Below are 25,671 nucleotides of genomic sequence, written 5' to 3'. Positions count from 1 at the left end.
ATGGAAAAAGAACGGCACGTCCTCGTTGTGTTCCCGCATCCCGATGATGAAGCCTTCGGCGTATCGGGAACGATTATTAAGCATATTCAAAACGGCACGCCGGTTACTTATGCATGCCTGACACTTGGAGAGATGGCGCGAAACCTGGGAAATCCGCCTTTTGCCACGAGGGAGTCGCTGCCTGAAATCAGAAAAGCGGAGCTTAAAAAGGCTGCCGAAATCATGGGTATTAAAGATCTCAGGCTCATGGGCTACCGGGATAAAACGCTCGAATTTGAAAATGATGAAGAACTGGCAAATATGGTATTTAAGATGATTGAAGAATTAAACCCATCCTTGATTATTTCGTTTTACCCCGGCTATTCCGTACACCCGGATCATGAAGCAACCGCACGGGCTGTTGTCCGGGCCGTTCGACGGCTGCCGAAAGAAAAAAGGCCGAAGCTGCACTGCGTCGCCTTCTCAAACAATCATGAAGAGGAACTCGGAAAAGCCAATATCATTCATGATGTGAGCGATGTTTGGGATCAGAAAGTCGCTGTCTTGAAGGCCCATATCTCACAGACTGCCTGGATGATGGATGAAATGCTCCAGGAGGTTGCTGCAAAAAATCCGGCCTGGGTAAAAAGAATGCTGAACGAACGTTTTTGGACGTACGACTGGGAAAATGACCGGGTATTATAAAAGTCTTCGGGAAAAGTACATTTCCCGCAGGCTTTTCGTTTAAGAGATCGGCATTTCTTTAATGACTTTATAAATCGCTTCGGCCACACCGTCCGCCGTATTTAACCCTGTCACATAGCGGCAGGCTGCTTTTACTTCCTGCTCGGCATTCCCCATGGCCACTGAATGCCCCACCATCCGAAGCATTGATAAGTCGTTGTAGTTGTCCCCCAGCGCCATCGTTTCTTCCAGGGAAATTCCCCTCTTTTCCGCATATCTTTTGAGAGCCGCCCCTTTTTGGGCATCCCTGTGCGTAATTTCGATATTATGGCGTCCTGATGCAGTAACGGTTATTCCCTTTATCCGTTCCAGCCGCTTGCTCAAATCGGCAAGGAGTGATTCATCTTTTGAAAAACCGAAAAACTTGTATGTCACAGTGTCTTCCGCTGCAAAAATGCCGTTATAACTGTCCACGATGCGAATGGCTCTTTTTTCAAACCGCTTTTCCACCCTTTCCCTTAAAGCAGATACTTCAATGGACGGATTTGCCGTACGGTAAATATCCATGATGGCCTGGATTCCTTTTTCAAAACTTGTCGCATACGTTCCCTCGCTCGTATACAGTTCAAAATACACGTCCGCCCTGTGGAGTACGGAAGCAACAGTCTTTGCCGTTTGTTCACCGAGTCCGACCCCATGTTCAATCTTCCCGTTTTCATCGCGGATTTCCGCCCCGTTCAGGCAAATCGCCGGGCAGACAATATTTGTTTTATCCAATACGTAGCGCATATCATGATATGACCTTCCGGTGGCCACAAGAAAATCAATTCCTTTTGCTTGCGCCAGCTTAACCGCTTCCTGGTTGGTCTTACTCACTTCCTGATTGGCATTGAGCAACGTTCCATCCATGTCGGTAGCAATACATTTAATCAATGACATGTCTCCTTCTGTTAAGGGCTTTCCCGCCCTTTTATATTGGCTAGTATTCTATGGGAAAAAAATTAAAAACGCAACAAACCCGCAAGGATTCAGTTCCTTTGTGGATCGCCACGCCGAACCATTCGTTTGGCGACATGCGATTACGATGTTTGTTTCATTTAATATATTATTCTTCTTGGACTGTTAATTGCCCTGCCCCTATTGAGCCGAATGGAGATGCCGGATAATAAAAGCCAGACGGTAACGATCGCTCCGCCGCTGTTTGAAGGTGCTCCGGAAAATTTTTTTAAAAACGGTGGCTGAGGCTGTATAAGGCGCTGGCGGAATTTTTTGGCCACTTTCCGTTTATGCAGGCATGATTGGGCATGGTGACTGTCTCCGGGCCGGAATCCGTAATGTCTGAAGCGTGATCATCAGCCTCGGAATGCCGCTCTTGTAATGAAATCAAACGTTTGTTTGGACTTCATTTTCCAATCAAACGTTTGTTTAATAACCTTTTAATCAAACGATTGATTAAACTGTTTTTTGTTTCTCCAAAAACGCCCTGATCATAAAATAACTGATTTCCTCAGGCAGTAGCTCCTTAATGGGCGTAAGCCTTTCAGTACCTGCTTCCTTTACCGCTTCGTCAATGATTTCTTCATAATTTTCCGGGATGAACGCTTCCCAGTCAACCGGCAGGCCGTCCGCGGGGCATTTTAACAGGTGGGTTTCAATTGTCCGCGCGGAAAGTCCCCTCTCTTTGGCAATTTCCGCAATCTCCATTCCTTTTTTCCACATCTCATACGTAATATGGTGGCTTGGCGTTTGCCCTTGTTTTACAGGCTTTGCTGCCTGAACGTTTTTCAAGTCAAACCGGCCGTCTCTTTCAATGCCATTCTCTTTACAATAACGGACAATTTCTGTAAGGAAAGCCGAGCCGTATGCTTCCAGCTTCTTCTCCCCTACCCCTTTCATTTGGCGCATTTCCTCTCCAGTCATGGGCAGGCGGGCGCTCATTTCTTTTAACGTTGTATCTGAAAAAATAATATAAGGAGGCACCCGTTCCGCAGCGGCAATTTCCCTGCGAAGCTTTCTAAGTACTTCAAATAACTGATCATCTTCCACAACCTGGGAAACGCTCACTTTTTCTTTCCGCTTCACTTGCTGCAGCCCCCGCAATACAGCGGCGGCTTTTTCCGTCAGCATCAACACGGGATAAGTCCCATCTGTTGGCCGCAAATATCCTTCTGCTGTTAAAAAATCGATCAGTTCAACCGTTTCCTTTTGGGTTTTTTCACTCATGATTCCATAGGTGGACAGCTTGTCAAAACCAAAATTCCTGATCTTTTGGTCTGAAGAGCCGGTGAGAACCTTTGCAATCATGGTTTTTCCAAATTTTTCATTCATCCTCCGAATGCATGACAGCACTTTCTGTGCTTCCACCGTGACGTCCATTTGCTCCCTGTCATCCGTACAATTCCCGCATCTTCCGCACTCGGGAGGCGACTCCTCGCCAAAGTAATGCAGTATATATTGCTGCAGACAAGATTCAGTATGGCCATAAGCCATCATTTTTCGCAGCTTGCCATATTCATTTTCTTTCCGCTGCTCGTCCATGTCCGATTGTTCAATCAGGAATGACTGGATATGGCTGTCCTGCGGGGCAAAAAGCAAAATGCAGTCACTGTCTTCCCCGTCGCGGCCTGCCCTCCCGGCTTCCTGGTAATACGCTTCAAGATTGCTTGGAATGTTATAGTGGATGACAAAACGAACATTTGATTTATTAATTCCCATGCCAAATGCATTTGTAGCAACGATGACCTGGATATCATCGAATAAAAACTGTTCCTGATATTGGCTCCGGGTATTTTCAGGCATGCCCGCATGGTATTTTCCTGCCTTTATGCCCTTTAAAACCAATTGGCGGTGCAATCGCTCCACTTCTTTTCTCGTTGCAGCATAAATAATGCCGGCCTGGCCGCTGTTTTTCTTTAAGTAATCCAGCAAAAACAGATCCCTGTCCTGGCCCTTTACGACATGGAAATGAAGATTTTCTCGTGCAAAACCGGTCACAACGACATGGTTATCTTTTATATGGAGCAGTTGGCGAATGTCCTCTCTCACCTGGGGAGTAGCCGTAGCCGTTAAGGCAAGGATGACGGGTTTGGGATGGATGTTGGCAATCAGTTTTTGGATTTTTAAATAGCTTGGCCGAAAATCATGGCCCCACTGAGAGATGCAATGGGCTTCATCGATTGCAATCAGGGATATATGGATTTGCTGTAACAGCCGCAAAAAACTCGGGGCTTCCAAACGTTCCGGCGCAATGTAAATCAACTTAAACTTCCCATGGTATACACCCGAAAGCCGTTCCCTCAAATCCTTATCGGATACACTGCTGTTAATATAGGTTGAGGGAATCCCCAGTTTATCCAACGCATCGACCTGGTCTTTCATTAAGGAAATAAGCGGGGAAATGACCAATGTAACCCCGCGCATCATAAGGGAAGGGATTTGGTAGCAAACGGACTTTCCGCCGCCTGTCGGCATGATGCCGAGTGTATCATTTCCTCCCAATACATTTTGAATGATGACGTCTTGACCCTGGCGGAATTGTTCATAACCAAAATACGACCGCAGCAGGTCATTTGCTTTTTTCAGCAACATAAAAACCTCCCATTGCCAATACATCCATTATACAAAAAAAGAAGGCCTCCAGCCATGATCACGAAGGACTTCTTCCGAGTTGCGCCTTAATTTTATCAAGCATATCCGCTGTCATTTTCGGCAAATCGTATTCTGTTTTAAACCCCCATTCAGCGCGGGCGCACGCATCATCAAGCGAATTCGGCCAGCTTTCGGCAATTTTTTGCCTGATCGGGTCCGGTTTATATTGAATGGAAAAATCGGGAATATGCTTTTTGATTTCCTCCGCAATGTGCTCGGGACCGATGCTCATGGCCGTAATATTATAAGCATTGCGGTGTTTGAGCCGTTCGGGATCCGCCTCCATCAGATGTATGATGGCTTGGAGTGCATCCGGCATATACATCATATCCAGGTATGTGCCTTTCTTAATAAACGATGTATACGTACCTTTTTGTACAGCTTCATAATAGATTTCGACAGCATAGTCCGTCGTTCCGCCGCCAGGGGGAGCCGCATAGGAGATGAGGCCCGGAAACCTCACCCCGCGCGTATCTACCTGGTATTTTTTAAAATAATAATCACATAAAAGTTCACCGGACACCTTGTTGATGCCGTACATCGTCTCCGGCCGCTGGACCGTTGTTTGCGGAGTTTTGGATTTTGGCGTGGAAGGACCGAAAGCGCCAATTGAACTGGGAACAAATAGTTTTAAATTCAATTCCCTGGCAGTTTCAAGTGCATTGATCAAACCGCCCATATTCAAATGCCAAGCCAATAGCGGCTTCGTTTCCGCCACCGCCGATAACATGGCCGCCAAGTGAATGATTGTATCGGCTTTGAAATTTTTTGCTGTTTCCAGCATTTTTTCGCCGTTGGTCACATCCAGTATTTCAAATGGGCCCGAATCAACGGCCTCCCCATTGGATGTGCGGATATCCGTGGCAAGAACATGATCTTTGCCATACTCTTCCCGCAGCTTTATAACAAGTTCCGAACCGATTTGGCCGAATGCGCCAGTCACCAAGATTCTTTTCATTTAAAAATTCCCCCTTGGTTCATGGATAACACCGGCTTAAATAACGCCAAGCTCCTTGCCCACTTTTTCATATACCACAATGGCCCGATCCAGCATTTCTTTCGTGTGTGCCGCTGTTGGCATGTTGCGCACGCGGCCGGTACCTTTCGGTACCGTTGGAAAAACAATGGACTTGGCATATACGCCTTCTTCAAATAAGCGCCGGCTAAATTGTTGTGTTGTTTTTTCCTCCCCGATGATACACGGAGTGATGGGCGTTTCACTTTTGCCTACGTCAAATCCCGATGCCCGTAGTCCTTTTTTCAAATAGCGGGCATTTTCCCAAAGACGCTCGCACAGGTCTGTACTTTCCTTTAATATCTCAATGGCTTTCGTTGCCGCCGCAGCATCCGCGGGCGTAACGGCTGTTGAAAACAAAAACGGCCTGGACCTGACTTTTAACCAATCAATCAATTGTCTTTTTCCGGCAACATAACCGCCCACAACACCGATCGCTTTTGATAGCGTGCCAATTTGGAAATCAATGTCATTTTGCAGGCCGAAGTGCTTAACCGTTCCGGCTCCCTTTCCAAGCACACCTGAACCGTGTGCATCATCCACATACGTAATCAAGTCAAACTCCTTGGCGATTTCCACAATTTCCGAAAGTTTGGCGATGTCGCCATCCATGGAAAAAACACCGTCCGTTATGACCATCACTTTTTCATAATCGCCTGATTCCTTTGCCTCCTTCGCCTTATTTCGCAAATCATCCATATCCGAATGATTGTAGCGGATGATGTTTGCCCGGGAAAGCCTGCATCCGTCAATGATGGAAGCGTGGTTTAGCTCATCCGACAAGATCGCATCATGTTTATCCATGACGGCCGAAATCGCTGCCATATTACAATTAAATCCAGACTGAAAAGAGATGGCAGCCTCTGTTCCTTTAAAATCAGCAATCGTTTCCTCAAGCTTTTCGTGGAGTGTAAGCGTCCCGTTTATCGTCCGGACAGCCCCTGAGCCAACTCCCCACTCCTTAACGGCTGAAATGGCTGCTTCCTTTAAACGTTTGTCCGTCGCCAAGCCGAGATAGTTATTGGAAGAGAGATTGATTTGCTCTTTTCCGGCAATTTTGATGACCGGCCCATTGGGGGTTTCCACCGTGTCAATTTCGTTGTAGAGGCCTTGGTGCCGCAACCCTGTTAAATTAGTTTCCAAAAATTGTTTGAGTGTCTCCGACATCGTTCTCCCTCCTGAATTTCAGGGCAATGCACAATTGTACTCTCCAAAAAGACAAAGTAGATTACCCTTTTGCAATTCCCTGTAATTAACAAGTAAAGTTATTATATATTGTTTTTCTTAAAAGGACAAACAGTTGAAACCGTTCCCAAAAACCAGAAGCCCCTTTTGACTCAAAAGAGGCTTCTAATGTTCTTCCAAATTATTGGCGACGTGTGTTATTTCATGTAAAATATCCGTATAAACTTCAGATAGGCGGGATTCATCAGATTGTTGTTGGTACATCGCGTCCAATTGATCCTCAAAATGTTTGGCCTCGGCTAAAAATTTCTTCCCCTTGTTCATTTGCTCCCGGTATTTGCTTTCCACTTTGGCGATCTCTTCCTTCATTAATTCATCTGTTCCCGGGGCAACAGTCAATTCATACATATCGATTACCTCGTCCCCGGCTTTTGATGGGAAATATTCGTGCGGTGCCGTGCTGTCAAAAACAGCCCAGCCAAGTTCCCTTACAAGCACCATATCCAGGCTTTCGGGATCAAAGCTGCAATGGTATATTTCCATGTCATAACCCCGCTTCTCCGCTTGCGCAGCAATCTTTTTCAGCAGTGTGGACTTCCCCGTTCCTGCCCGGCCTTTTAAAAAGTACCTTTCAGACAGGCCCTCCGTAATATTTTCAACAAAATCAAACGGGCCTAGAGGCGTTGCTGTTCCCAAAAACCGCCTTCTCGTTGTTCCTGTGCACCCTTTTGAATTATTTCCGAATAATCTCATGATCAAGGATTGTGCCACTTGATCCGCTTTTTCAAAATCCATTCTGTCAATATACAACTTTTCCCAATCATCATGGACTCGCAATGCTGCAGCGTAGCTTTCATACGCTTTGGCCAGGGCATGATTCCTGTCTTCAATCATTTTTTCCATTTCACCCCGGCGGACATTTGCCTTATCCATCACATCCAGATCAATTGTTTCCCAACCGTCTCCAATATAATCTTTTCCAACGTTACGCGGCGGGTCTCCATCCACGATACCGAACCCAAGCTCACGGATGATAAAACCTTCTACGGCCTTTGGATCATTTGCCCGGTGGATCGCCTCCAAGGCAAATCCCCTCCCGGCCCATTCATTCAATAGCTGACCGATTAATCGGGATTTTTCAACACTCGATTTCCCGGATAAAATAAATACGCGATCCAGCCCCCGCAAATTGTTGTCGTACAAACTGTAAAAACCCTTCGCGGTATTTCCGCCGGTAAAGTACCGTAATATGTTTGCGCCCACTTTTTCACTCCTTAAACAATAGCTTTTGTATCCTTGCTTCAGCCTATGCACGGAATCGCCAATGTGTACGTCGCATCTTTTATTCGGCCAGATCCAACTCATCAAGCATCTTGTAATATTTTTTTAATTCTTTTTCCAAATCTTCGAGCTGCCTTTCCAGCGGGTGAAGATTCCCTTTTACATACTCCAGCTTTTCCAAGTCATGCTGCAGCCTGACATAATCCGCTTTAATATCGGCAATTTTATATTCAATTTCAGACTTTTTCATTTCTTACCCCTCCCATACTTAGAAAAAAGCACGACAACATCAAAAAACACTCAAAGTACAAACCTATTTTTTCCCGCGCCAATTCCGGCTAAAATCAATACGCAAGCCACTGCCATCAAAGTGATGATCGGCCATGTCCAGGCTTGTGTATGGTCATATTCATAACCTACCAAAATGGGGCCAAAAGCGGACATAAGATAGCCTAAAGATTGCGCCATTCCAGACAAACGGGCTGCATCCATCACATCTTTCGCACGTAAAACGAAGAAAGTTAATGCCAGGCTGAAGCCGGCTCCCTGGGCAATCCCCAAGAATATAATCCAAACGGTCATAATCGCGTGGCCGCCCCCCGCCAAAAGACCGGAAAAAGCGATCAAATAAATGATACCGATCACAAGTACAATACTTTTTTGGTTTTTTAGCTTCCCGGCAATCACCGGGGCGATAAAAGAGGCCGGTAAACCTGCAAACTGAAGGATTGATAACATGAAGCCCGACATTGTACGGTCCAATCCATTGCTATAAGAAATTTCAGGAATCCACGTAATCAAGCTATAAAACAAAAAGGACTGCAACCCCATAAACAAAGTAACTTGCCAGGCAAGCTTGGATCGAAAAATATTCCCATTTGACTGAATGATGCGGATTTTTCCCTTGTCTTCATTTTGCTTGCGGATTTGTGGGAGCCAAACAAAAAACGCAATTCCTGCCAACAAAGCCCAGGCCAATAAAGCTTTTTTCCATCCCCATCCGAGATTTTCCGATAAGGGAACACTCATCCCGGAAGCGAGGGCTGCAAAAATGCCGAGCGACGTCGTATATACTCCCGTCATAAAGCTCGCCTTATCCGGAAATTTCAACTTAACGATACCCGGCAGCAATACATTGGCAATCGCAATTCCGATGCCGATCAAGGCTGTTCCGGCAAAAAGCAGACCGACACCTCCGGATGAACGGATGATGATGCCGGAGGCCAATAACCCTATTCCCAGTAATATGGCGAGCTCATTCCCCAGCTTCTGTCCGATGACAGGGGCAAAAGGAGAAAGTGCAGCAAATGCCAGCAGAGGCAAGGTTGTAAGCATTCCGGCCATCCCGTTGGACATCCCGAGATCAGTACGAATCGAACTGACAAGCGGACCGACGGAAGTGATGGCCGGCCGCAGGTTAAAAGCAATGAATATGATGGCAAACACAAGAAACAGCCTTTGATTTGCAGTTTGTTTCGCTTTTGCGGAAAGATCGTTCATTTTTCTCTACCTCTTTCTATAAAACCGATATTCTGGATAAAACGTGTTTATTTTTATACGATAACAGAGATGGCTCATATTTACATGAGTTTTGACTTTTTAAGTATGAACGGAGGGTCATGATGAAAGCAATCCTTGCAGATGAAAAGACCGGAAAATTAACGATCGGAACCGCCGAAAAGCCCATTATTGCCCCCGATGAACTTCTGGTTAGGGTGAAGGCGACGGCCTTAAACAGGGCAGACTTATTACAAAAACGCGGGCATTATCCTCCTCCTTCCGGTGCATCTTCCATTCTTGGCCTTGAAATGTGCGGAACCGTCGAAGAGATCGGCCCAAAAGCAACGGGCTGGAAAAAGGGAGACCGTGTGTGTGCCCTTCTTCCGGGAGGAGGCTATGCCCAATACACAGCGATCCCGGCAGGAATGGCCATGCCGTTGCCGGATAACTTGTCATTTGAAGAAGGAGCTGCCATTCCAGAGGTCTTTTTAACGGCTTATTTGAATTTGTTTGAAGCAGGAAAGCTGGAGAGCGGACAAACCGTATTGATTCACGCGGGAGCAAGCGGTGTCGGCACTGCCGCCATTCAGCTTGCAAGAGAGGCCGGCGCTCAGATCATTGCCACAGCAGGATCGAAGAAAAAACTTGAGATCTGCCGTTCTTTGGGAGCCGGTACAGTGATTGATTATAAGTCGGGACCCTTTCTTCCGGAGGTGAAAAAAGCGGCGCCTGACGGGGTGAACCTCATCCTGGACTTTGTCGGAGCCCCTTATTGGGAGCAGAATATGGACGCTTTATCCGTCGACGGCCGGCTGGTGCTAATCGGAACGATGGGTGGTTCAAAGGTAAAAGAGGTGAACTTGTTAAAGATTTTGTTTAAACGGATTCATGTAATTGGAACAACACTCAGGTCCCAGCCCGTTGAGAAAAAAGTGGCCCTTACCCGGTCCTTTGCTTCTTTTGCACTAAAGAAGTTTGCCGAAGGCCGCCTAAAACCGGTCATTGATTCGGTTTGGAATTGGGAAGATGTCAATAAAGCGCATGAACGAATGGAAAAAAACAAAAATGCCGGGAAAATTGTATTGAAAGTGGGGGAATAATAGAAACGAAGTACAGCTCGGAGGGAAAAGATATGAAAATCGTTTCTTCTGTTTTCAAGCGTTTTTTTGTCGAACGGTTTCATGATCAATCAGCACAAATGGCTTATTTTTTTATGTTATCCATCTTTCCCTTTCTGATTTTCGTCATTTCCCTGCTCAGTTTTTTACCGGTCCATTCAGCCGATGTCCTGACAGCCATTCAGCAATACGCCCCAAAAGGAAGTTATAAACTGATCGAAAGCAATGTTATGGCCATTTTAAGCCAGCACCGGACAAGGCTGGCTTCGATCAGTTTGCTCGCTGCTTTCTGGGTCTCCTTCATGGCCGTGCAGTCGCTTGTCCGGGCCATGAATGATGCCTACGGGATTAACCGAAAAGAAAGCTTTTTTCTCGTTTTTGGCAAGGATTTATTTCTGACCGCGGTCATGATGGTGACATTAACGATTTCCCTTCTCGTCCCCATCGGAGAGGAAATTGGCCGAATCTTTCTTTCCGCCCATTTGGAGCTCTCCCCCATGTCCTATCACTCATGGATGATCATTAAATGGGGAATTGGTTCTTTATATTTATTTTTGTTCTTTCTGTTCTTTTACAAGCTTGTACCGAGTGACAAGGTTCCGTTCTCTTCAGTTCTTCCAGGGGCGGTTTTTTCAACGATTGCATGGCAGGCCGTATCGGTCGGATTTTCTTATTATGTTGCTTATGTTAATTACTCCTTGCTTTACGGACAGCTCAGCAGCATGGTGGCGCTCATGGTTTGGTTTTATTTAACGGCAGCTGTCCTCCTGACCGGGGGCCTCGTCAATGCCGAATTTATTCATCAATCGTGAATCACTTTCCAATTATTGTTAACCGTTGCGTTTACTGTTTTTCTTTTTAATAAATAGTTGGCAATCAGTTCGGAAACATCCGTTGTAATTTCCTTAATGACCGGTTTGCCTTGATACATAAAATACTGGCCTCCGCCACCGGCGCGGTAGTTGCTCATCACGACATCGTAATGGGCGTCGGGCTTAACAGGCGCACCTTTATAATGAAGCTTGACGACCCGCTCTCCTTCCGGCCGTGAAATATTGATCAAGTACTCGATTCCTTCCCACATGTCATAATTGTAATGCTGCGGCTTTGGAGTCGTAAATGCCGGATTGACTTCAATTTCCCCGCCTTTATATTGTTTAAAATAAGAAGCCGAGCGCTCAAGTGCAGCTTTCATGTCTTTTCCCGTAATGCGTACAACTTTCAGCGTGTTTGGATATATGTAATTTGAGACCACGTCCCTCATCGTGACGTTCTCCGGAAATCCTGGTGATTCGTTGTCAAACAGGGCCGTTGTCGAAATATCGACACCTGCGGCATCCATTTGCACCTTATTAATAAACTCAATTAATGCATGATCCCGCAGCCTGATTTCCATGGCGTTTTTTACGAGCATGTCCCCTTTTATTTTGCCGATCGGCTGGTCAAGCCATTGCTGTGTGATCTGTTCATACACTTTTACCTTTTTCAGTACTGTCTGATCCTCGGGGACACCTTTAACGGGCAATAACTTCGACTGCTTATGTATAACCTTCCATTGCCCATTCCTTTTTTCCAGTTCAATTTCGACTTTTCCAAGAAAAGATCCCAAGCTTCCCGGCTGAAGGACGACAACGCCGTTCACTTTTTTTTCCGCAATTTGCCGATGCTGGTGCCCGGTCAACAGCACATCAATTCCTTCGACTTCCTGGCACAGGCGATAGCCCTGGTTCTCGCGGGTTATTTTTTCAATCGGCTTGCCCGTATCCAAATCGCGCTCGAATCCGCCATGATATGAAACAATGATGACGTCGGCCTTTTCCTTTTCTTTCAGAAACGGCACCCATTTTTTCGCCGTCTCAACCGGATCGTCAAAAGTGAGCCCCCGTATATGCTCCGGTTTTTCCCAATAAGGGACATAAGGCGTCGTCAAACCGAGTACGGCCGCTTTCAATCCATTTGAAAATGTCCTTATTGTGTAAGGCTTTCCAAAATACGGCTTGCCGTCGGCCATGTTTAAAATATTGGCGGACAGCCACGGATACCGGGCCTGGGATACCGCGGCTTTAAGTACTTCCAGGCCGTAATTGAATTCGTGGTTTCCCAAAACGCCCGCATCATACTCAAGTTCATTCAATACAACCACCATCGGATTTGGAAGGCGGTTTTTGGAATCCGAGCGGACATATTGATACGTTAACGGCGTTCCCTGGATCAGATCGCCGTTATCAATTAACAGGACATGGTCATTTTGCCTCCGTTCATCTTGTACAAGGGTGGAAATTTTGCCGAGCCCGACATCTGCATATTCATTCGTTCCATAGTTTATGGGAAAAATATGGCCGTGTACATCGCTTGTTTGCAGGACCACGAGTTTTGTTTTTTCCATGGCTATGATGTCTCCTCAAATTATAAATTAACCATAATATTATAATGGAAAGTTGACAGTGGCAAGAAGCTTGCCTCAAATCACCCAATGGAAAACTGTCGATTATTGCCGGGGAAATAAAAAACTTGCCATTCTTTCACGATTTTTTCCTGTCATTGGTGTAAGATGGAATCAATATATGTTTTGGAGCGATTCAGATGAGGTTAAATCAATCAAATCAATATATTAAAAGAGTTACATTAAAACATGAAAAAATACATTCCATTGACAAATATCCATTTAACCTTCCAGCCGTCAAAAATCTTCAGCAACTTCCTTTTCACCCACAAGTTACCTACTTTGTCGGAGAAAACGGCATGGGGAAATCAACACTGTTAGAAGCCGTCGCCATTGCGGCAGGCTTCAACCCGGAAGGCGGCACATTTCATTTTAACTTTTCAACCCATAACTCCCATTCGGAATTGGAGCAGCATCTTCGGCTGATAAAGGGGGTCCAAAAACCGAAGGACGGGTTTTTTCTGAGAGCAGAGACATTTTATAATTTGGCTACTTATATTGAAGAGCTTGATCAAGAAAGGGGCGGACCCCGCATCATTGATCAGTTCGGGGGTATTTCACTGCATGAACAGTCACACGGCGAGTCTTTTTTTGCCGCCTTCATGAATCGGTTTAGAGGAAACGGCCTATATATATTGGATGAACCGGAAGCGGCATTGTCCCCTTTAAGGCAATTGTCAATGCTGTCACGCATGCATGAACTCGCAGGGCAGTCCTCCCAGTTTATTGTGGCAACTCATTCGCCCATCATCATGGCGTATCCTGATTCTCTTATATATGAATTTACTAATGATGGATTAAGAAAAACAGAATTGGAAAGCACCGGGCACTATTCCATCATGAAACAATTTTTCGAGGATAAAGACCGGTTGCTTTTTCACTTATTTGGTCAATAACTGGTTTTTTTTCGCTTTTTTTCGGATCTGCCCCCCTGTTGACCACTCCTTTATGGCAAACTTCCCCTCATCATTACTTTACGTTCGGACAATGAAAATGTGCCGTTGATTAAATCAGCAAAATAACTGAAAGTAACTGCCGAAATTGCCGGAGCCGCCGTGTATCATCAGCCCGCCCCGATATACCGGCATTGGAAAGATCCCTGGTAACGCCCAAGCCTTTTTGAACATGAAAAAATCGCCGGCGGCATGCAGGAGCAAATGCGGGAAACAACATTCTCCCGCACTTTTTTTGTCTCGTAACTCGGAGCACAAAACCCGACACTTTCTTCTAAACTTTGATCCTTTTCCTTCATTTCCATGATTTCAATCATGTCTAATTATGTTATAATGGAAAGAAAAAAGAAAAGGACAGGAGTATATGATTTTAGGTTTAACGATTATATTAATTCTCGTTCTATTTTTACCGTTTACCGTTCATGCCGTTGAAAAGAACTTGGAAGCCTTTTTATTTATCATGGGGCTGTTGGCTGCCATAATCAGCCAGGTGCTTACAGGCGCTCTTTTTACAAAGGCGTTGGTGGATCCCATACATATTACGTTGGCAGTGCTGATTGCCGGCTTATTATTTAAGTGGTTTCAGACGTCTATTGAAAATGGCATTTTGGGAATGAGCCGGGCCATCCCGTCACGACTTTTCCTCGCTTTGGTTGTTATTATTCTTGGACTCATCTCCAGTATCATTACGGCCATTATTGCTGCAATCGTTTTAGTGGTCATTGTAAGCGTACTCCGTCTTGAAAGAAAATCAGAAATCCGCCTTGTGATATTGGCGTGTTTCTCCATCGGACTTGGGGCTGCTTTAACGCCGATCGGCGAACCGTTATCGACGATTGCCGTAAGCAAATTAAACGCGGACTTTTTCTATTTGATCCGTTTAATTGGCCCTGATGTAATACCGGCTGTCATATTATTTGGCATCCTTGCAGCCGTTATGGTCAACCCAAAAGGAAATGACCAAGGGCTTTCAGCCAAACTGGAATCTGAAAGCTATAAAGAAATTTTTATCAGGGCTTTTAAAGTGTATTTGTTCGTGATGGGACTGACCCTGCTTGGTGCCGGCTTTGAACCGTTTATCGAAAGATATTTACTTGGATTGAGCCCGCAAATTTTATATTGGATTAACATGATTTCCGCTATTTTGGATAATGCCACTTTAGCCGCAGCAGAAATCAGCCCCCAAATGGATGACACGACCTTAATTTCTATCTTGTTGGGTCTTCTCATCAGTGGAGGAATGCTGATTCCCGGAAATATACCGAACATTATTGCCGCCGGCAAGTTAAACATTACAAGCAGCGAGTGGGCACGTTTCGGCGTTCCGGTCGGATTGATTGCAATGGTGTTATACTTTATCGTAATCCTTATGTTCTACGTCTAACAAAAAACTCCCGTTCGGTGGTGACCCCAAAAGTGAGAGTGAAAACCTAACTTTGGGGTGCACTACCTTCGGGAGTTTTTTCTGTTTATTTGAATAAATTGCGGATGGAGTCGACTAATTTTTGGAAGAACTTTGCGACGCTGTCCCAAAACCCTTCATCGCCTACGACTCCCTCCAATTTTTCCTTAATATCTTTCGAAATGTCTTCAAGCTGCTGCTTCACACCGCCAAAATCAATTTCAAGTGACCTCATTTTATCAAACAGGTCAATTAATAACTGACGGTCCTTTTCGCTTAACTCGATGTTCATCTTATTCAATTGCTCTTCAACAATTTGTTCCACATCTTCCCTCGTGGCCGGATTTTGTTCGGCGATCATTTTCTTAATTTCAGTCAGCAGTTCCGTGACTTTTTCATCGTCCATTCCTTCTTTTTCAGCGAGCTCGGTTGCAAGGCTCAATTCTTCGTTCGCCACCTCCATGCGCTCTTTGTCGAGAACTTCGCCTTTTGATTCATATGCTTTATAAATCCCCACAAGTGCGGAGTGCCCGGTTACTTTCACAGGCGAAGCAACGTCTACATTGGCATTTTCGACACCTGCCGTTAACAGGGCATTTGCATACATTTCACTGGTTACTTCCGTAATATTTTCCGGGGTCACTATGGAAACGACAAGCCCATTCCCCTTTTCCTTCAAGGTAATTTTGGCTGAAGAAAACATGCGGGAGTTTGGGTTTCCGTCAATCAAACGCGCCAAATCCTGGGCGGTTACCGTGATTTCGTCGACATTTTCCGGATTGGTCACTTTGAGCAGCTTGCGCACCTCATCCTTTTGCTCCTTCGTTAAAGTTTCCCCATACACCACAATTGGAACGCCCAGCTTCTCATTGATGACATCGTCTGTCTGCGCTCCTGCAATCTTTTGTCCGGAAAAAACAAGTACCGAACAAATCAGACCCAATATGACTGCTTTTCCAATGCGTTTAAACAACATAATTCCCTCCTATTGTTTCGGCGGAAGTTTCTCCAAAAATTGGATGGCTTCCTCCAGCGTTTCAACTGGAACAATTTTCACGTCATAGCCATATTTCCCGGCTTCCTCCAAAACTTCTTTTTCATTTGTATCTCCTGGGGCAATATCTCTCGGACAAAAAAATATATCGATATCCGCTTGATCAACCGCTGCAATTTTTTCACGAATGCCGCCGATTTGGCCCACCCTTCCGTTCTGGTCAATTGTACCTGTACCGGCTATATTATAACCTTTCGTTATATCTTCTTTTTGAAGCTGTTTATAAACTTCCAATGAAAACATGAATCCTGCAGACGGCCCGCCTATATCTCCGGCTTGAATTTTTACATTCCGGGATGTTTCCATTTCCGTATGATCAGAAAGAACGATGCCAAGACCTGCTTTTGTTTCCGAATGGACAAGCGGAATGAGTTCAATGTCCCCGCTTTTCTTTTTTCCGTCCCGTTGAAATGCAACCGTCACAATATCTCCTGCATTTTTTCCTTTTAAATACGAAAGCAAATCAGAGGAATTGCGTACTGGCACATCGTCTACCGAATGAATGATGTCCCCTGCTTCAAGGATCCCTTTTGCCCTGGACTTGTCGTTAACCGTTTGGACGACGACGCCTTTAGCGTGAATCACGACGTCCTCCCCGGCAGCTTGCAAACCTGCAATGATGGCATTTTTCTGGGAGGAATTCATCAAGTATTCAAGCCAGCGGTTGTATTCTTTATCTGTCATGTCCCCTTTTACACTCGTGGAACGTTCCACGGCAGCGTGAGGTGCAAGAAGCCCGTAAGCCAAATAATATATATTGCTGGCCCTCATCGAAAGGACTGTAGTTAAATACAGCTTCCCTTCCGAAGACGGGTTCGCGTTCTCCACCGCTACTTTAGAGCTCAACTCCTCAACGGATCCAGGCTGAAAAATATAATAGGGGGTAGGAATAAATAATGAGACGGTAAGCAAGATGAAAATGCCCATTAGTATTCTTTTTTTTCTGCTGCTTTTCATTGAATGCGTCATTATTTATCCCTTTCTTTCTTAGAAAAAAATCATTCATTTTTATTTTACTTGAAAGCGAACGATTGTATAAAGAAAAAGTGCCCGGTTTTGCTTTCCGTTAAACAAATCAGTCCCCGCCATTCGGTACGTTACCGCGGCGGGGACTGACCCCACAAAGTATGAATCAGCTTGTCTAGTCCGAGAAGAAGCCTTGGCGAGGGCCGGCAATAAAGGGAATCTCCAAGGATATGGACAGATTGATTTTTTACTGCCTTCATCTCTTCCCATCCCGGCCGTTTCATCAGCAAACCGGGATTTACTTTTTCTTCATCAACTCCGACCCACACCATACAAATATGATCCGGATTTCTTTTCCGCACTTCTTCCCAGTCAGATTGTACATTTGCCTCCGGTTCTGTTGCAAAAACGTTATACGCACCGGCAAGCTCGCTTATTTCCGTTAACCAATTCGCTCTACCAGGGGTAAAAACCGGCTTTGGCCACCATTCCCAATAGAGGGAAGGTTTTTCAATTTTCTCATCGGCAAACTTTCTGTAACGGTGGACGCTCTCCCGAAAGGTGCGGGCCTTTTCGGCGCCGGTTTCCTTACAATGGAGCGCTTCTCCGACTGTTTCGATATCTTTTGCGATATCCTCTAAAGAATTCGGATTTAATGTGATATGCGGGATTCCCCTTTTGTTTAGCTCGTAAATATTTTTCTCCATTCCCGGGACACTGAGGGAAGCCAGAACAAGGTCCGGGCCGAGGGACTCGACTTTGTCCATATCGATTGCAAGATCGGGCCCTACCCGCGGCAAATCCGCCACTTCATCCGGCCAATTGGAATAATCATCAACAGCAACCAGCATGTCCGCTTTCCCCAAATACCCGACTACTTCCGTATTGCTTGGGCAGATGGATACAATCCGCATATTATTTTCCCTCTCTGCTTTGCCAATGTTTCATGGGGTCTTTCACATCACCGGCAAGAGGCATATGAATCATTTTGACGGCTCTTTTCTCCCTTGGTAAAGCCAGTTCGTTATATATGTAAACAGATGCACCCATGCCTGCCTTCTTGGCTTCCTCAATGGATCCGCCAAAATAGACCGTTTCGATCCCCGCATAATAAATGGCCGTCATGCACATGGGGCACGGTTCTCCGCTTGCATACATAATCGAGCCGCTTAAATCGTGGGTCTGTAATTGTTCCTGGGCTTTTCGGATGGCCAAAAGCTCGGCATGCCCGCTCACATCAAACTTTTTGTGGAGCTCGTTGACCCCTTCAGCAATCACTTCGCCATTTTTTACAAGAACAGCTCCGAAAGGCGTACCGCCTTCGTCCACATTATGATTCGCCAGCTCCACGGCTTTTTGCATAAATCGATCCATTTTACCCCTCCCGAATTTGTCGAAAATGGACTTTATTTACTCACCGTTCAGCATCAACCTGCCAAGCTCAAGCGGCTCAATATATTGGCCGTTTTTATACGCCCGCATGTTTCCGCCTGAAATTTCGTCAATCAGTGTCATTTTCCCGTTTGCGCCTACCCTGCCAAATTCAAATTTAATGTCGTACAACTCAATTCCTCGTTCACTTAACGCATCTTTTACGATTCCGCCGATTTTTCCCGCAAGTTCCTTCAACTGCCTATATTCTTCGTACGTTAAAATGCCCAGCATGGCCAACGCATCTTCGCTGATGGGGGGATCCTGGCGCTCATCGTCCTTCAGTGTAACTTCAATAAATCCGTCCAGCGGCTGTCCTTCCTCGCAATATGCACCATACCTGCGGTAAAAACTTCCCACAGCCCTGTAGCGGCAAATCACTTCAAGCCCGTTTCCAAATATTTTGGCCGGCTTGACAATCATCGTATTTTCTTGCACATTTGCGCTCACATAATGGGTGGGTATGCCCTTGTCCTCCAAAAGTTCAAAAAAGTATTTTGTCAACCGAAGACCGGTTTGTCCTGCTCCTTCAATTGTCAATCCGACAGTATTGGCCCCGGGGTCAAAAACTCCGTCTTCGCCGGTGACATCATCCTTAAACTGAAGCAAATAGTTCCCGTCTTCAAGCTCATACACATTTTTTGTTTTTCCTTCATACGTCAGTTTCATAAAGGCCCCCCATATGTTGATAAAATTTTACTGAATCTCACCTATTAATATACATCAAATGAATACGTATGTCTCATTGTTTCTACCAATAACCACATTAACGGTAACCGCTCAGTTTTTGGAAAAATCCCTTTAAAAACTGATGAAAAACCAATTCTGTCGGGAGCAATTTTCGGTTTTTGGGGATAATCATTCCAACAGTCCGAGTTACATGCGGTTCAGAAAGAGGAACTTTTGCCGTTGAGCGCGGCAAGCTGTCGACCAGTGTAATTTCAGGGAGCAATGTTACCCCCAATCCCGCGGCAACAAGCCCTTTGATCGCATCAATATCCTTGCCTTCAAAAGAGACCGCCGGCATAAATCCATATTGCCGACATGCATTTTCTACAATGCTCCGCATGATATATTCCTTTGGAGATAAAATAAACGGATCCCCCCGCAATTCATCCAGGTGAATGGACGCTTTGGATGCCAGCGGATGGCCAATATGCAGCAAGGCCACAAGATTTTCAACGAATAAAATCTCACTTTTGACCCTTGTTTCCTTTGTCGGAACCGGTCCCAGCAAAGCCAGATCGACATTTCCCATTACAACGGCATCCACAAGATGGCGATAAGAATCCTGGTAAAGCTGGATTTTTACATTGGGATGGTTTTTTCTAAATGCGGATATCACCGTTGGCAGCAAGTATGCCGCCAAGCTGCTCGGAAAACCGATGCGGACCGTTCCTTTTTCGGGATCAAGACGCTCTTCGATCTCTCTTTGCGCCTGCTCAATCAAGTCCATGGCATGTTCCATTTTCTCAAGAAACATTTGTCCAATTGCCGTCAAGCGAATGTTCCGGCCTTCACGAATGAATAAATCAATTCCAAGCTCCGCCTCCAGGTTGACAATTTGCCTGCTCACAGCCGACTGGGCAACATGCAGCGCCTCGGCCGCTTCTGTCATATGTTCCCTTTTGGCCACTTCTATAAAGTATTGAATTTGTCTCAATTCCACCCTATAAACCCCCTCTCAAACGATTGATCTAATTTTGGCATTAAATTTATCTCATATTCATATTGTATAGATTAATTGTAAAAGATAAAATGAATTGTACCAAGTTTTTAGAACGTGGAAATTTATGAAAATGATTTGAAAATATTGGTGAACGGGAGTGAAAACAATGGCGATGATTATGAAAATGGAAAATCATAAAGTAAAAGCAGCAAAAGCCTACATTGACAATGTATATCACACTGTAAAGGAAAGAAATGCAAACGAGCCGGAATTTTTACAAGCCGTTCAGGAAATATTCCACTCTCTTCTTCCTGTATTCGTCAAACATCCGCAATATATGGAAAATGGTATTCTTGAAAGAATTGTAGAACCGGAGCGCATGATTACATTCCGTGTGCCATGGGTGGACGACCAAGGCAAAGTGAGAGTAAACCGCGGCTTCCGGGTACAATATAACAGTGCATTGGGACCATATAAAGGCGGGTTAAGATTCCATCCTTCCGTCAACGCCAGCATCATCAAATTTTTGGGATTTGAACAAATTTTCAAGAACGCCTTGACAGGTCAGGCGATCGGCGGCGGCAAAGGCGGGGCGGACTTTGACCCGAAAGGCAAATCTGATGCTGAAATCATGCGATTCACACAAAGCTTTATGACAGAGCTCAGCAAATATATCGGATCTGATGTTGACGTTCCGGCCGGCGATATTGGCGTAGGCGCCCGGGAAATCGGCTACATGTTCGGCCAATACCGCAGAATGCGCGGCCACTTTGACGCTGGCGTCCTGACAGGAAAAGGCGTTGGTTACGGCGGAAGCCTTGCACGGACGGAAGCGACCGGATACGGCCTTGTTTATTTTGTGGAAGAAATGCTCAAAGACAAGGGAATGAGCTTCGAAGGAAAAACCGTGGTCGTCTCCGGATCAGGAAACGTATCGATCTATGCGATTGAAAAAGCGCAGCAATTCGGTGCAAAAGTCGTTGCGTGCAGCGATTCAAACGGATACATTTACGATCCTGAAGGCATTTGTCTTGAAACATTAAAGCACTTAAAAGAAGTTGAAAGATCAAGAATTTGCGAATACATTGACGAACGCCCGAATGCCCGATATTTTGAGGGCAGTGAAAATATCTGGACAATTCCTTGCGACATCGCCCTTCCATGTGCAACGCAAAATGAATTGGACAAGAAAGCGGCTGAAACCCTCGTAGAAAATGGAGTAAAAGCGGTCGGAGAAGGGGCAAACATGCCTTGTACGCATGACGCAGCGGAAATCTTCCTTAATAATGAGGTCCTTTATGCACCGGGCAAAGCATCCAACGCCGGCGGCGTGGCTGTATCCGCCCTCGAAATGGCGCAGAACAGCTCAAGAATGCCATGGTCATTCGAAAAGGTAGACAAAGAACTGAAAAACATCATGAGGAACATTTATCAGGACAGCATAAAAGCGGCGGATGAATACGGCATGAACGGCAACCTCGTTGCGGGCGCCAATATCGCCGGATTTATAAAAGTAGCGGACGCGATGCTGTTTCAAGGGATCATCTAAAATGAAAATGCGTAGGGAAAATCGGTTCTCTACGCATTTTTTTTATGGACCGGAAGGACTTTTCCGGGATTCAAAATATTGTTCGGATCCAATAATTGTTTAAAGCCAATCATGACATCCAGGGCTTCCCCGTGCTCTTTTCTTTGAAACTCCATTTTCCCAAGGCCAACCCCGTGCTCCCCGGTACACGTTCCTCCTGAAAGTAATGCTTTGTTTACAATTTGTCGGTTTAATTCTTTCGCTTTGGCGATTTCCCCGGGGGAATTCGGATCAAATAAAATCATGACATGAAAATTTCCGTCTCCCACATGGCCCACGATGCTGCCTTTTAAGCCAAGGGAATCCAACTGGCTGTCCGCAAACGCCACATTATCCGGAAGGGCGGATATCGGAACACAAACATCCGTTGTTAAACTTGCCTGCCCGGGACTGCCATGCCTTAATGCATAATTTAATCCATGGCGCGCCTTCCATAACACTGCCCGCTTGAGAGAGTCCGTTTCAAACAAAAATTCCAGGCAGCCTGCTTCTTCTACAATCCCTTTTACAAAATCGATGTCTTCCTGATTTCCTGCCTGGTTTCCGTGGAATTCAAGAAAAAGTGACGGCGCCTCCGGGTAATCGGTGTCGGAGTATGCGTTGACTGCTTTGATGCTTCTGGAATCGACCAGTTCAATCCGGGCAATCGGAATGCCGGCAGTCAAAATGGCAACAGCCGCATCAACACAGTCCCGTACTGTTTTGAAAAAACAGCGGGCTGCCACGATGTTTTCCGGAATGCCGTGAAGCTTAAGGGCAATTTCCGTAAACACGCCAAGCGTCCCTTCAGATCCGGCAAATAAACCATTTAAGTGATATCCCGATGAAGATTTTTTGGCGAGGCTCCCTGTTTGAATAACGCGCCCGTCGGCAAGCACCGCTTCCAAATTCAAAATTTGATCCCGCATTCCTCCGTAGCGAACCGTCAACGTACCGCTGGCGTTTGTAGCAGCCATGCCGCCAATGGATGCATCCGCACCGGGGTCCACTGAAAAAAACAATCCATATTTTTTAAGTTCTTCATTTAATTGCACGCGCGTTACACCGGGCTGAACGATGGCAACCAAATCTTCCGGCCTTACTTCCACGATTTTATTCATTCGTTCAAAATTGATGGAAATCCCTTTATGAATTGGAATCGCCTGGCCTTCCAAACCGGATCCTGCACCGAACGGCACAACCGGAATACGGTTCTCATTCGCATATTGAACAATTTTGACGACATCTTCTTTTGATTCGGGAAAGACGACAACATCCGGCTCCACCGCTTTATGATCGGACTCATCCTTGCTGTGGTGCAGTAAAAGCGTTTCATTGACAGACGCTTTATCCTTTCCGATTAAAGAACAAATCTCTTCGTATACAGTCATGGCCAAATCCCCCAGCTTTTTAAAAGAATGTGTTTTAAACAATCATATCATATGGGAGGAGCCGCCTTGCGAATTTTTTTCGAGAAAAATCTTAAAGCAAAATGCCCGGATCTGTTAGATGGGTTCACACCTATAAAGGGGGATAGAAACCGCAATCTCCTAAAAAGGGTATTCGGAGAATATTTCGTAAATTCAATCAATTTTATCTATTTATTTACCCGTGTTCTAAGCTAATATTGCTATGACGTTAAGGAGCTTTTGAATATACCTGAATTTTCACATTGTCATATCAATCCATTTATTTATGACTTTTCTAAGGTCATTTTCCTTGGATTTCACATCATTCATATCAATAAATTTCGCTATGGCTCTATCTCCAGTAGCCCACTCCAATAATCCGGTATTATCTACAAACAGAGGTTCCTTATTTGCAGTATTTTTGACCTTAGTTCCACAGTGAAAGACCAGTCGGAAAAAACCTTTTCCATGGAGATTAAAGGTTATTCTATCATCATCATCAACACAGAAACTCGGTGCATTCCATTTGATTTTTTCAGTGATTCTGCTGTTTGTTCCTAAAATAATTTTTCTAACTTCCGCTATTTCCTCTTTAAAGGGGTGGTCAAGGCTGTTCATAAATTTTGCGACCTGTTCGGGACCAGACAATTTCTCCTTTTCACCAGTTTTTTTATTTGATGGCATTTTCTTTTATCCCTCCATATTTTATTACTCCTTACAAAGTACTTTAGTTGGTTATTGCACCCTACGTTCATTTTGCGTATTCCATACGATCATCCGAATACCCTTTATTCCCAGTTATTTTTCATTTCTTGAATTCTCTTTGCCTGTTCTTGAGGGGTCAAGTCTTCAATATGAGTCGCAATCCACCAAATATTACCTGAAACGTCTTTTACTCCTCCGTACCTTTCACCTGCGTGCTTCATATCCGTCGGGGGCATGATCGGTTCTGCTCCGTTTTGAAGGGCTTTTTCGTAAATGGCATCACAGTCTGGAACGTAAAGATAAAGGGATGCCGGCATTGACCCATATTTCTCCATAGGCTCACCCGCCATAATGATAGAATCTTCAATTATTATCTCAGCGTGCATAATGGTTCCGTTTGGTCTGTCAAGTTTATACTTTAAATTTCCGCCGAATACTGTTTCTATAAAATCTATTAACTGCGCTACATTGTCAACCATTAAGTAAGGATTGACTGTTTTCATTCCTTCGGGCTGATGGTTTACCCTTTTTGTGTTTATTTTCGGTTCCCTCCCGTTTTTTTAAAATGGTATTGAAACATGCATCCTATTTTCCGCTAATCGTATTATGTCAGATTGTAAAATAGAAAAATGACATTTTTTACTTTTTTTCTTCAGGGATTGTCCCTAAAAAGGCGTACTTTAATAGGGGAATGTTTTTCCTTCCCCTTATTTCGACATTTTGGCCTTTCCGCCCGACATTTTTTGATTATCCCGCCCCGCTCCGTTTTAGGTATATGCTCTCATCAAGGCCCAACCACTGTAATATCAGCTGCGTTGTTTCGTTTATATTCGACATCATTCTTTTTTCGTCTGTGAATGATGTACCTTTGAATTCTATTACGCTTACATAGTCGAACTGCTCGAGAATCGTCTTTCCTGTTGGTCTGTAAAATTTTTTTCCGTATAGTCGCAACGGTTTATCCTCTTCGGCAATCTTGATTCTCACCCTACGCTGTATCAGTGCGTAGATGAGAAGTCCTATCACCAGTACATAGCACAACCCAAGGATCCTGGCTTCATTTTTTAAAAATACGCCATGGACAAAATATGGATGCTTCAAGGCCCTGAAAAGATTCTCCACTTCAATCTGTGATTTATACCTACGAAGCAGACCGAGGCATGAGGGCACTTTATCCCGGCTCGCATTGCTTATGAGGACGAATGTACTTTCCATATCCCGCTGTTTTTGAATCTGTTCCTCATCCCTTACAAGGGTGAATTCACAGACATAAAAGGTCTTGGTGGGCGGTTTTTCTGTTTTGGAAGGTCGTCCAGGGCGCCGCTTGATCTGTTCCTTTTGCACAACCATGCCTTCCAGCCTATGAAATTTCAACGGCATCTTTAGGCATTCTGCCAATCGGGCATCGGCGTCTTCCCGGCAATGGTACTCCACCTTACCCCACTCCCTGATGGACTTTTCCCCTTTGGATTGTTCATCCTTGATCTGCTTGTCAATCTTTTTTTGCTTTCTTCGGTCGAGGGTGGAGGAGTGCACGATGGTAAAGCGATAATCACGCCCGTATAGTTCCTCTTCGACCCCTTGTATCCGGTAGGTTGCGGCATCCTTTTTGTCATTCAAGGGGCCAACGTGGACCCAATCGGCTTCATTCCTGTATGCCTG

The 25,671-nt window shown here is 45.1% G+C and carries 24 protein-coding genes; 6 read left to right on the top strand and 18 right to left on the bottom strand.

The genetic code is table 11. The annotated features are described in order from the left end of the window. Entirely contained in the window at positions 1 to 684 is a 684-nt protein-coding gene (gene bshB2 / locus AB1L08_RS07220) for a bacillithiol biosynthesis deacetylase BshB2 (RefSeq protein WP_413063993.1), read from the top strand. A 39-nt stretch (positions 685 to 723) separates the two neighbouring features. On the opposite strand, the gene AB1L08_RS07215 is transcribed toward bshB2, so the two are convergent. From AB1L08_RS07215 to AB1L08_RS07185, 7 genes are all read right to left on the bottom strand, one after another. Further along, positions 724 to 1,596, bottom strand: coding sequence for a Cof-type HAD-IIB family hydrolase (locus AB1L08_RS07215; RefSeq protein WP_413063992.1), 873 nt, complete (start codon positions 1,594 to 1,596; stop codon positions 724 to 726). Between the two features lie 519 nt (positions 1,597 to 2,115). Further along, positions 2,116 to 4,251, bottom strand: a complete 2,136-nt coding sequence (gene recQ / locus AB1L08_RS07210) for a DNA helicase RecQ (protein ID WP_413063991.1) — start codon at positions 4,249 to 4,251, stop codon at positions 2,116 to 2,118. A gap of 58 nt (positions 4,252 to 4,309) precedes the next feature. Next, positions 4,310 to 5,269 carry an L-threonine 3-dehydrogenase gene (locus AB1L08_RS07205; protein ID WP_413063990.1) on the bottom strand — a complete coding sequence of 320 codons (960 nt, stop codon included), beginning with the start codon at positions 5,267 to 5,269 and terminating at the stop codon, positions 4,310 to 4,312. A gap of 36 nt (positions 5,270 to 5,305) precedes the next feature. Then, positions 5,306 to 6,493, bottom strand: coding sequence for a glycine C-acetyltransferase (locus tag AB1L08_RS07200; protein WP_413063989.1), 1,188 nt, complete (start codon positions 6,491 to 6,493; stop codon positions 5,306 to 5,308). Positions 6,494 to 6,676: 183 nt separating this feature from the next. After that, a complete protein-coding gene (locus AB1L08_RS07195; protein ID WP_413063988.1) occupies positions 6,677 to 7,774 on the bottom strand; it encodes a hypothetical protein in 1,098 nt (365 codons plus the stop codon). A 79-nt stretch (positions 7,775 to 7,853) separates the two neighbouring features. Beyond that, the gene (locus AB1L08_RS07190) at positions 7,854 to 8,042 is read right to left on the bottom strand and encodes an SE1832 family protein (protein WP_413063987.1); all 189 of its coding nucleotides are present in this window, start codon (positions 8,040 to 8,042) and stop codon (positions 7,854 to 7,856) included. 50 nt (positions 8,043 to 8,092) lie between these two features. Beyond that, positions 8,093 to 9,292, bottom strand: a complete 1,200-nt coding sequence (locus tag AB1L08_RS07185) for a CynX/NimT family MFS transporter (RefSeq protein WP_413063986.1) — start codon at positions 9,290 to 9,292, stop codon at positions 8,093 to 8,095. A gap of 122 nt (positions 9,293 to 9,414) precedes the next feature. Between AB1L08_RS07185 and AB1L08_RS07180 the strand changes: the two genes are divergently transcribed. Both AB1L08_RS07180 and AB1L08_RS07175 read left to right on the top strand, forming a co-directional pair. Beyond that, positions 9,415 to 10,392, top strand: coding sequence for an NAD(P)H-quinone oxidoreductase (locus tag AB1L08_RS07180; protein ID WP_413063985.1), 978 nt, complete (start codon positions 9,415 to 9,417; stop codon positions 10,390 to 10,392). Positions 10,393 to 10,424: 32 nt separating this feature from the next. After that, a complete protein-coding gene (locus AB1L08_RS07175) occupies positions 10,425 to 11,222 on the top strand; it encodes a YihY/virulence factor BrkB family protein (RefSeq protein ID WP_413063984.1) in 798 nt (265 codons plus the stop codon). Here AB1L08_RS07175 and AB1L08_RS07170 read toward each other — a convergent pair. Next, positions 11,213 to 12,796: a bifunctional metallophosphatase/5'-nucleotidase gene (locus AB1L08_RS07170; protein WP_413063983.1), complete on the bottom strand. Its 1,584-nt coding sequence runs from the start codon at positions 12,794 to 12,796 to the stop codon at positions 11,213 to 11,215. The genes AB1L08_RS07175 and AB1L08_RS07170 overlap by 10 nt on opposite strands. Positions 12,797 to 12,993: 197 nt before the next feature. Between AB1L08_RS07170 and AB1L08_RS07165 the strand changes: the two genes are divergently transcribed. After that, positions 12,994 to 13,749 (top strand): AAA family ATPase, encoded by a 756-nt coding sequence (locus AB1L08_RS07165; RefSeq protein ID WP_413063982.1) that lies wholly within the window; start codon positions 12,994 to 12,996, stop codon positions 13,747 to 13,749. Between the two features lie 421 nt (positions 13,750 to 14,170). Beyond that, positions 14,171 to 15,190: a DUF1646 family protein gene (locus tag AB1L08_RS07160; protein WP_413063981.1), complete on the top strand. Its 1,020-nt coding sequence runs from the start codon at positions 14,171 to 14,173 to the stop codon at positions 15,188 to 15,190. A gap of 85 nt (positions 15,191 to 15,275) precedes the next feature. Here the strand turns inward: AB1L08_RS07160 and AB1L08_RS07155 are convergent, their stop codons facing one another. The 6 genes from AB1L08_RS07155 to gltC all read right to left on the bottom strand — a co-directional run bounded on the left by AB1L08_RS07155 (position 15,276) and on the right by gltC (position 20,328). Further along, the gene (locus AB1L08_RS07155) at positions 15,276 to 16,184 is read right to left on the bottom strand and encodes a DUF1002 domain-containing protein (RefSeq protein ID WP_413063980.1); all 909 of its coding nucleotides are present in this window, start codon (positions 16,182 to 16,184) and stop codon (positions 15,276 to 15,278) included. Between the two features lie 9 nt (positions 16,185 to 16,193). Next, a complete protein-coding gene (locus tag AB1L08_RS07150; protein ID WP_413063979.1) occupies positions 16,194 to 17,231 on the bottom strand; it encodes a SepM family pheromone-processing serine protease in 1,038 nt (345 codons plus the stop codon). Between the two features lie 128 nt (positions 17,232 to 17,359). Then, a complete protein-coding gene (locus AB1L08_RS07145; RefSeq protein ID WP_413063978.1) occupies positions 17,360 to 18,142 on the bottom strand; it encodes a cobalamin-binding protein in 783 nt (260 codons plus the stop codon). A gap of 1 nt (position 18,143) precedes the next feature. Then, positions 18,144 to 18,602 carry a nucleoside deaminase gene (locus tag AB1L08_RS07140; protein WP_413063977.1) on the bottom strand — a complete coding sequence of 153 codons (459 nt, stop codon included), beginning with the start codon at positions 18,600 to 18,602 and terminating at the stop codon, positions 18,144 to 18,146. Between the two features lie 36 nt (positions 18,603 to 18,638). Then, positions 18,639 to 19,328: a phosphoribosylaminoimidazolesuccinocarboxamide synthase gene (locus AB1L08_RS07135; RefSeq protein ID WP_413063976.1), complete on the bottom strand. Its 690-nt coding sequence runs from the start codon at positions 19,326 to 19,328 to the stop codon at positions 18,639 to 18,641. Positions 19,329 to 19,425: 97 nt separating this feature from the next. Continuing rightward, complete coding sequence (gene gltC / locus AB1L08_RS07130) at positions 19,426 to 20,328, bottom strand: glutamate biosynthesis transcriptional regulator GltC (RefSeq protein ID WP_413063975.1); 903 nt, start codon at positions 20,326 to 20,328, stop codon at positions 19,426 to 19,428. Between the two features lie 172 nt (positions 20,329 to 20,500). On the opposite strand from gltC, the gene gdhA reads away from it, so the two are divergent. After that, positions 20,501 to 21,877 carry an NADP-specific glutamate dehydrogenase gene (gene gdhA, locus AB1L08_RS07125; RefSeq protein WP_413064031.1) on the top strand — a complete coding sequence of 459 codons (1,377 nt, stop codon included), beginning with the start codon at positions 20,501 to 20,503 and terminating at the stop codon, positions 21,875 to 21,877. A 29-nt stretch (positions 21,878 to 21,906) separates the two neighbouring features. Here gdhA and AB1L08_RS07120 read toward each other — a convergent pair whose 3' ends face one another. The 4 genes from AB1L08_RS07120 to AB1L08_RS07105 all read right to left on the bottom strand — a co-directional run. Next, positions 21,907 to 23,286, bottom strand: coding sequence for an FAD-binding oxidoreductase (locus AB1L08_RS07120; RefSeq protein ID WP_413063974.1), 1,380 nt, complete (start codon positions 23,284 to 23,286; stop codon positions 21,907 to 21,909). Positions 23,287 to 23,562: 276 nt separating this feature from the next. Next, a complete protein-coding gene (locus AB1L08_RS07115) occupies positions 23,563 to 23,988 on the bottom strand; it encodes a DUF1801 domain-containing protein (RefSeq protein ID WP_413063973.1) in 426 nt (141 codons plus the stop codon). Positions 23,989 to 24,092: 104 nt separating this feature from the next. After that, positions 24,093 to 24,512, bottom strand: coding sequence for a VOC family protein (locus AB1L08_RS07110; protein WP_413063972.1), 420 nt, complete (start codon positions 24,510 to 24,512; stop codon positions 24,093 to 24,095). A gap of 244 nt (positions 24,513 to 24,756) precedes the next feature. After that, positions 24,757 to 25,671, bottom strand: a 915-nt coding sequence (locus AB1L08_RS07105; protein WP_413063971.1) for an IS1634 family transposase, incomplete at its 5' end; no start/stop codon positions are given.

Source organism: Siminovitchia jepli (assembly GCF_047228825.1).
In the GTDB taxonomy this organism is placed as follows: Bacteria; Bacillota; Bacilli; order Bacillales; family Bacillaceae_C; genus Siminovitchia.
The sequence above is the reverse complement of the archived record's forward strand: the minus strand, read 5'-3'. Positions and strand labels throughout refer to the sequence as shown.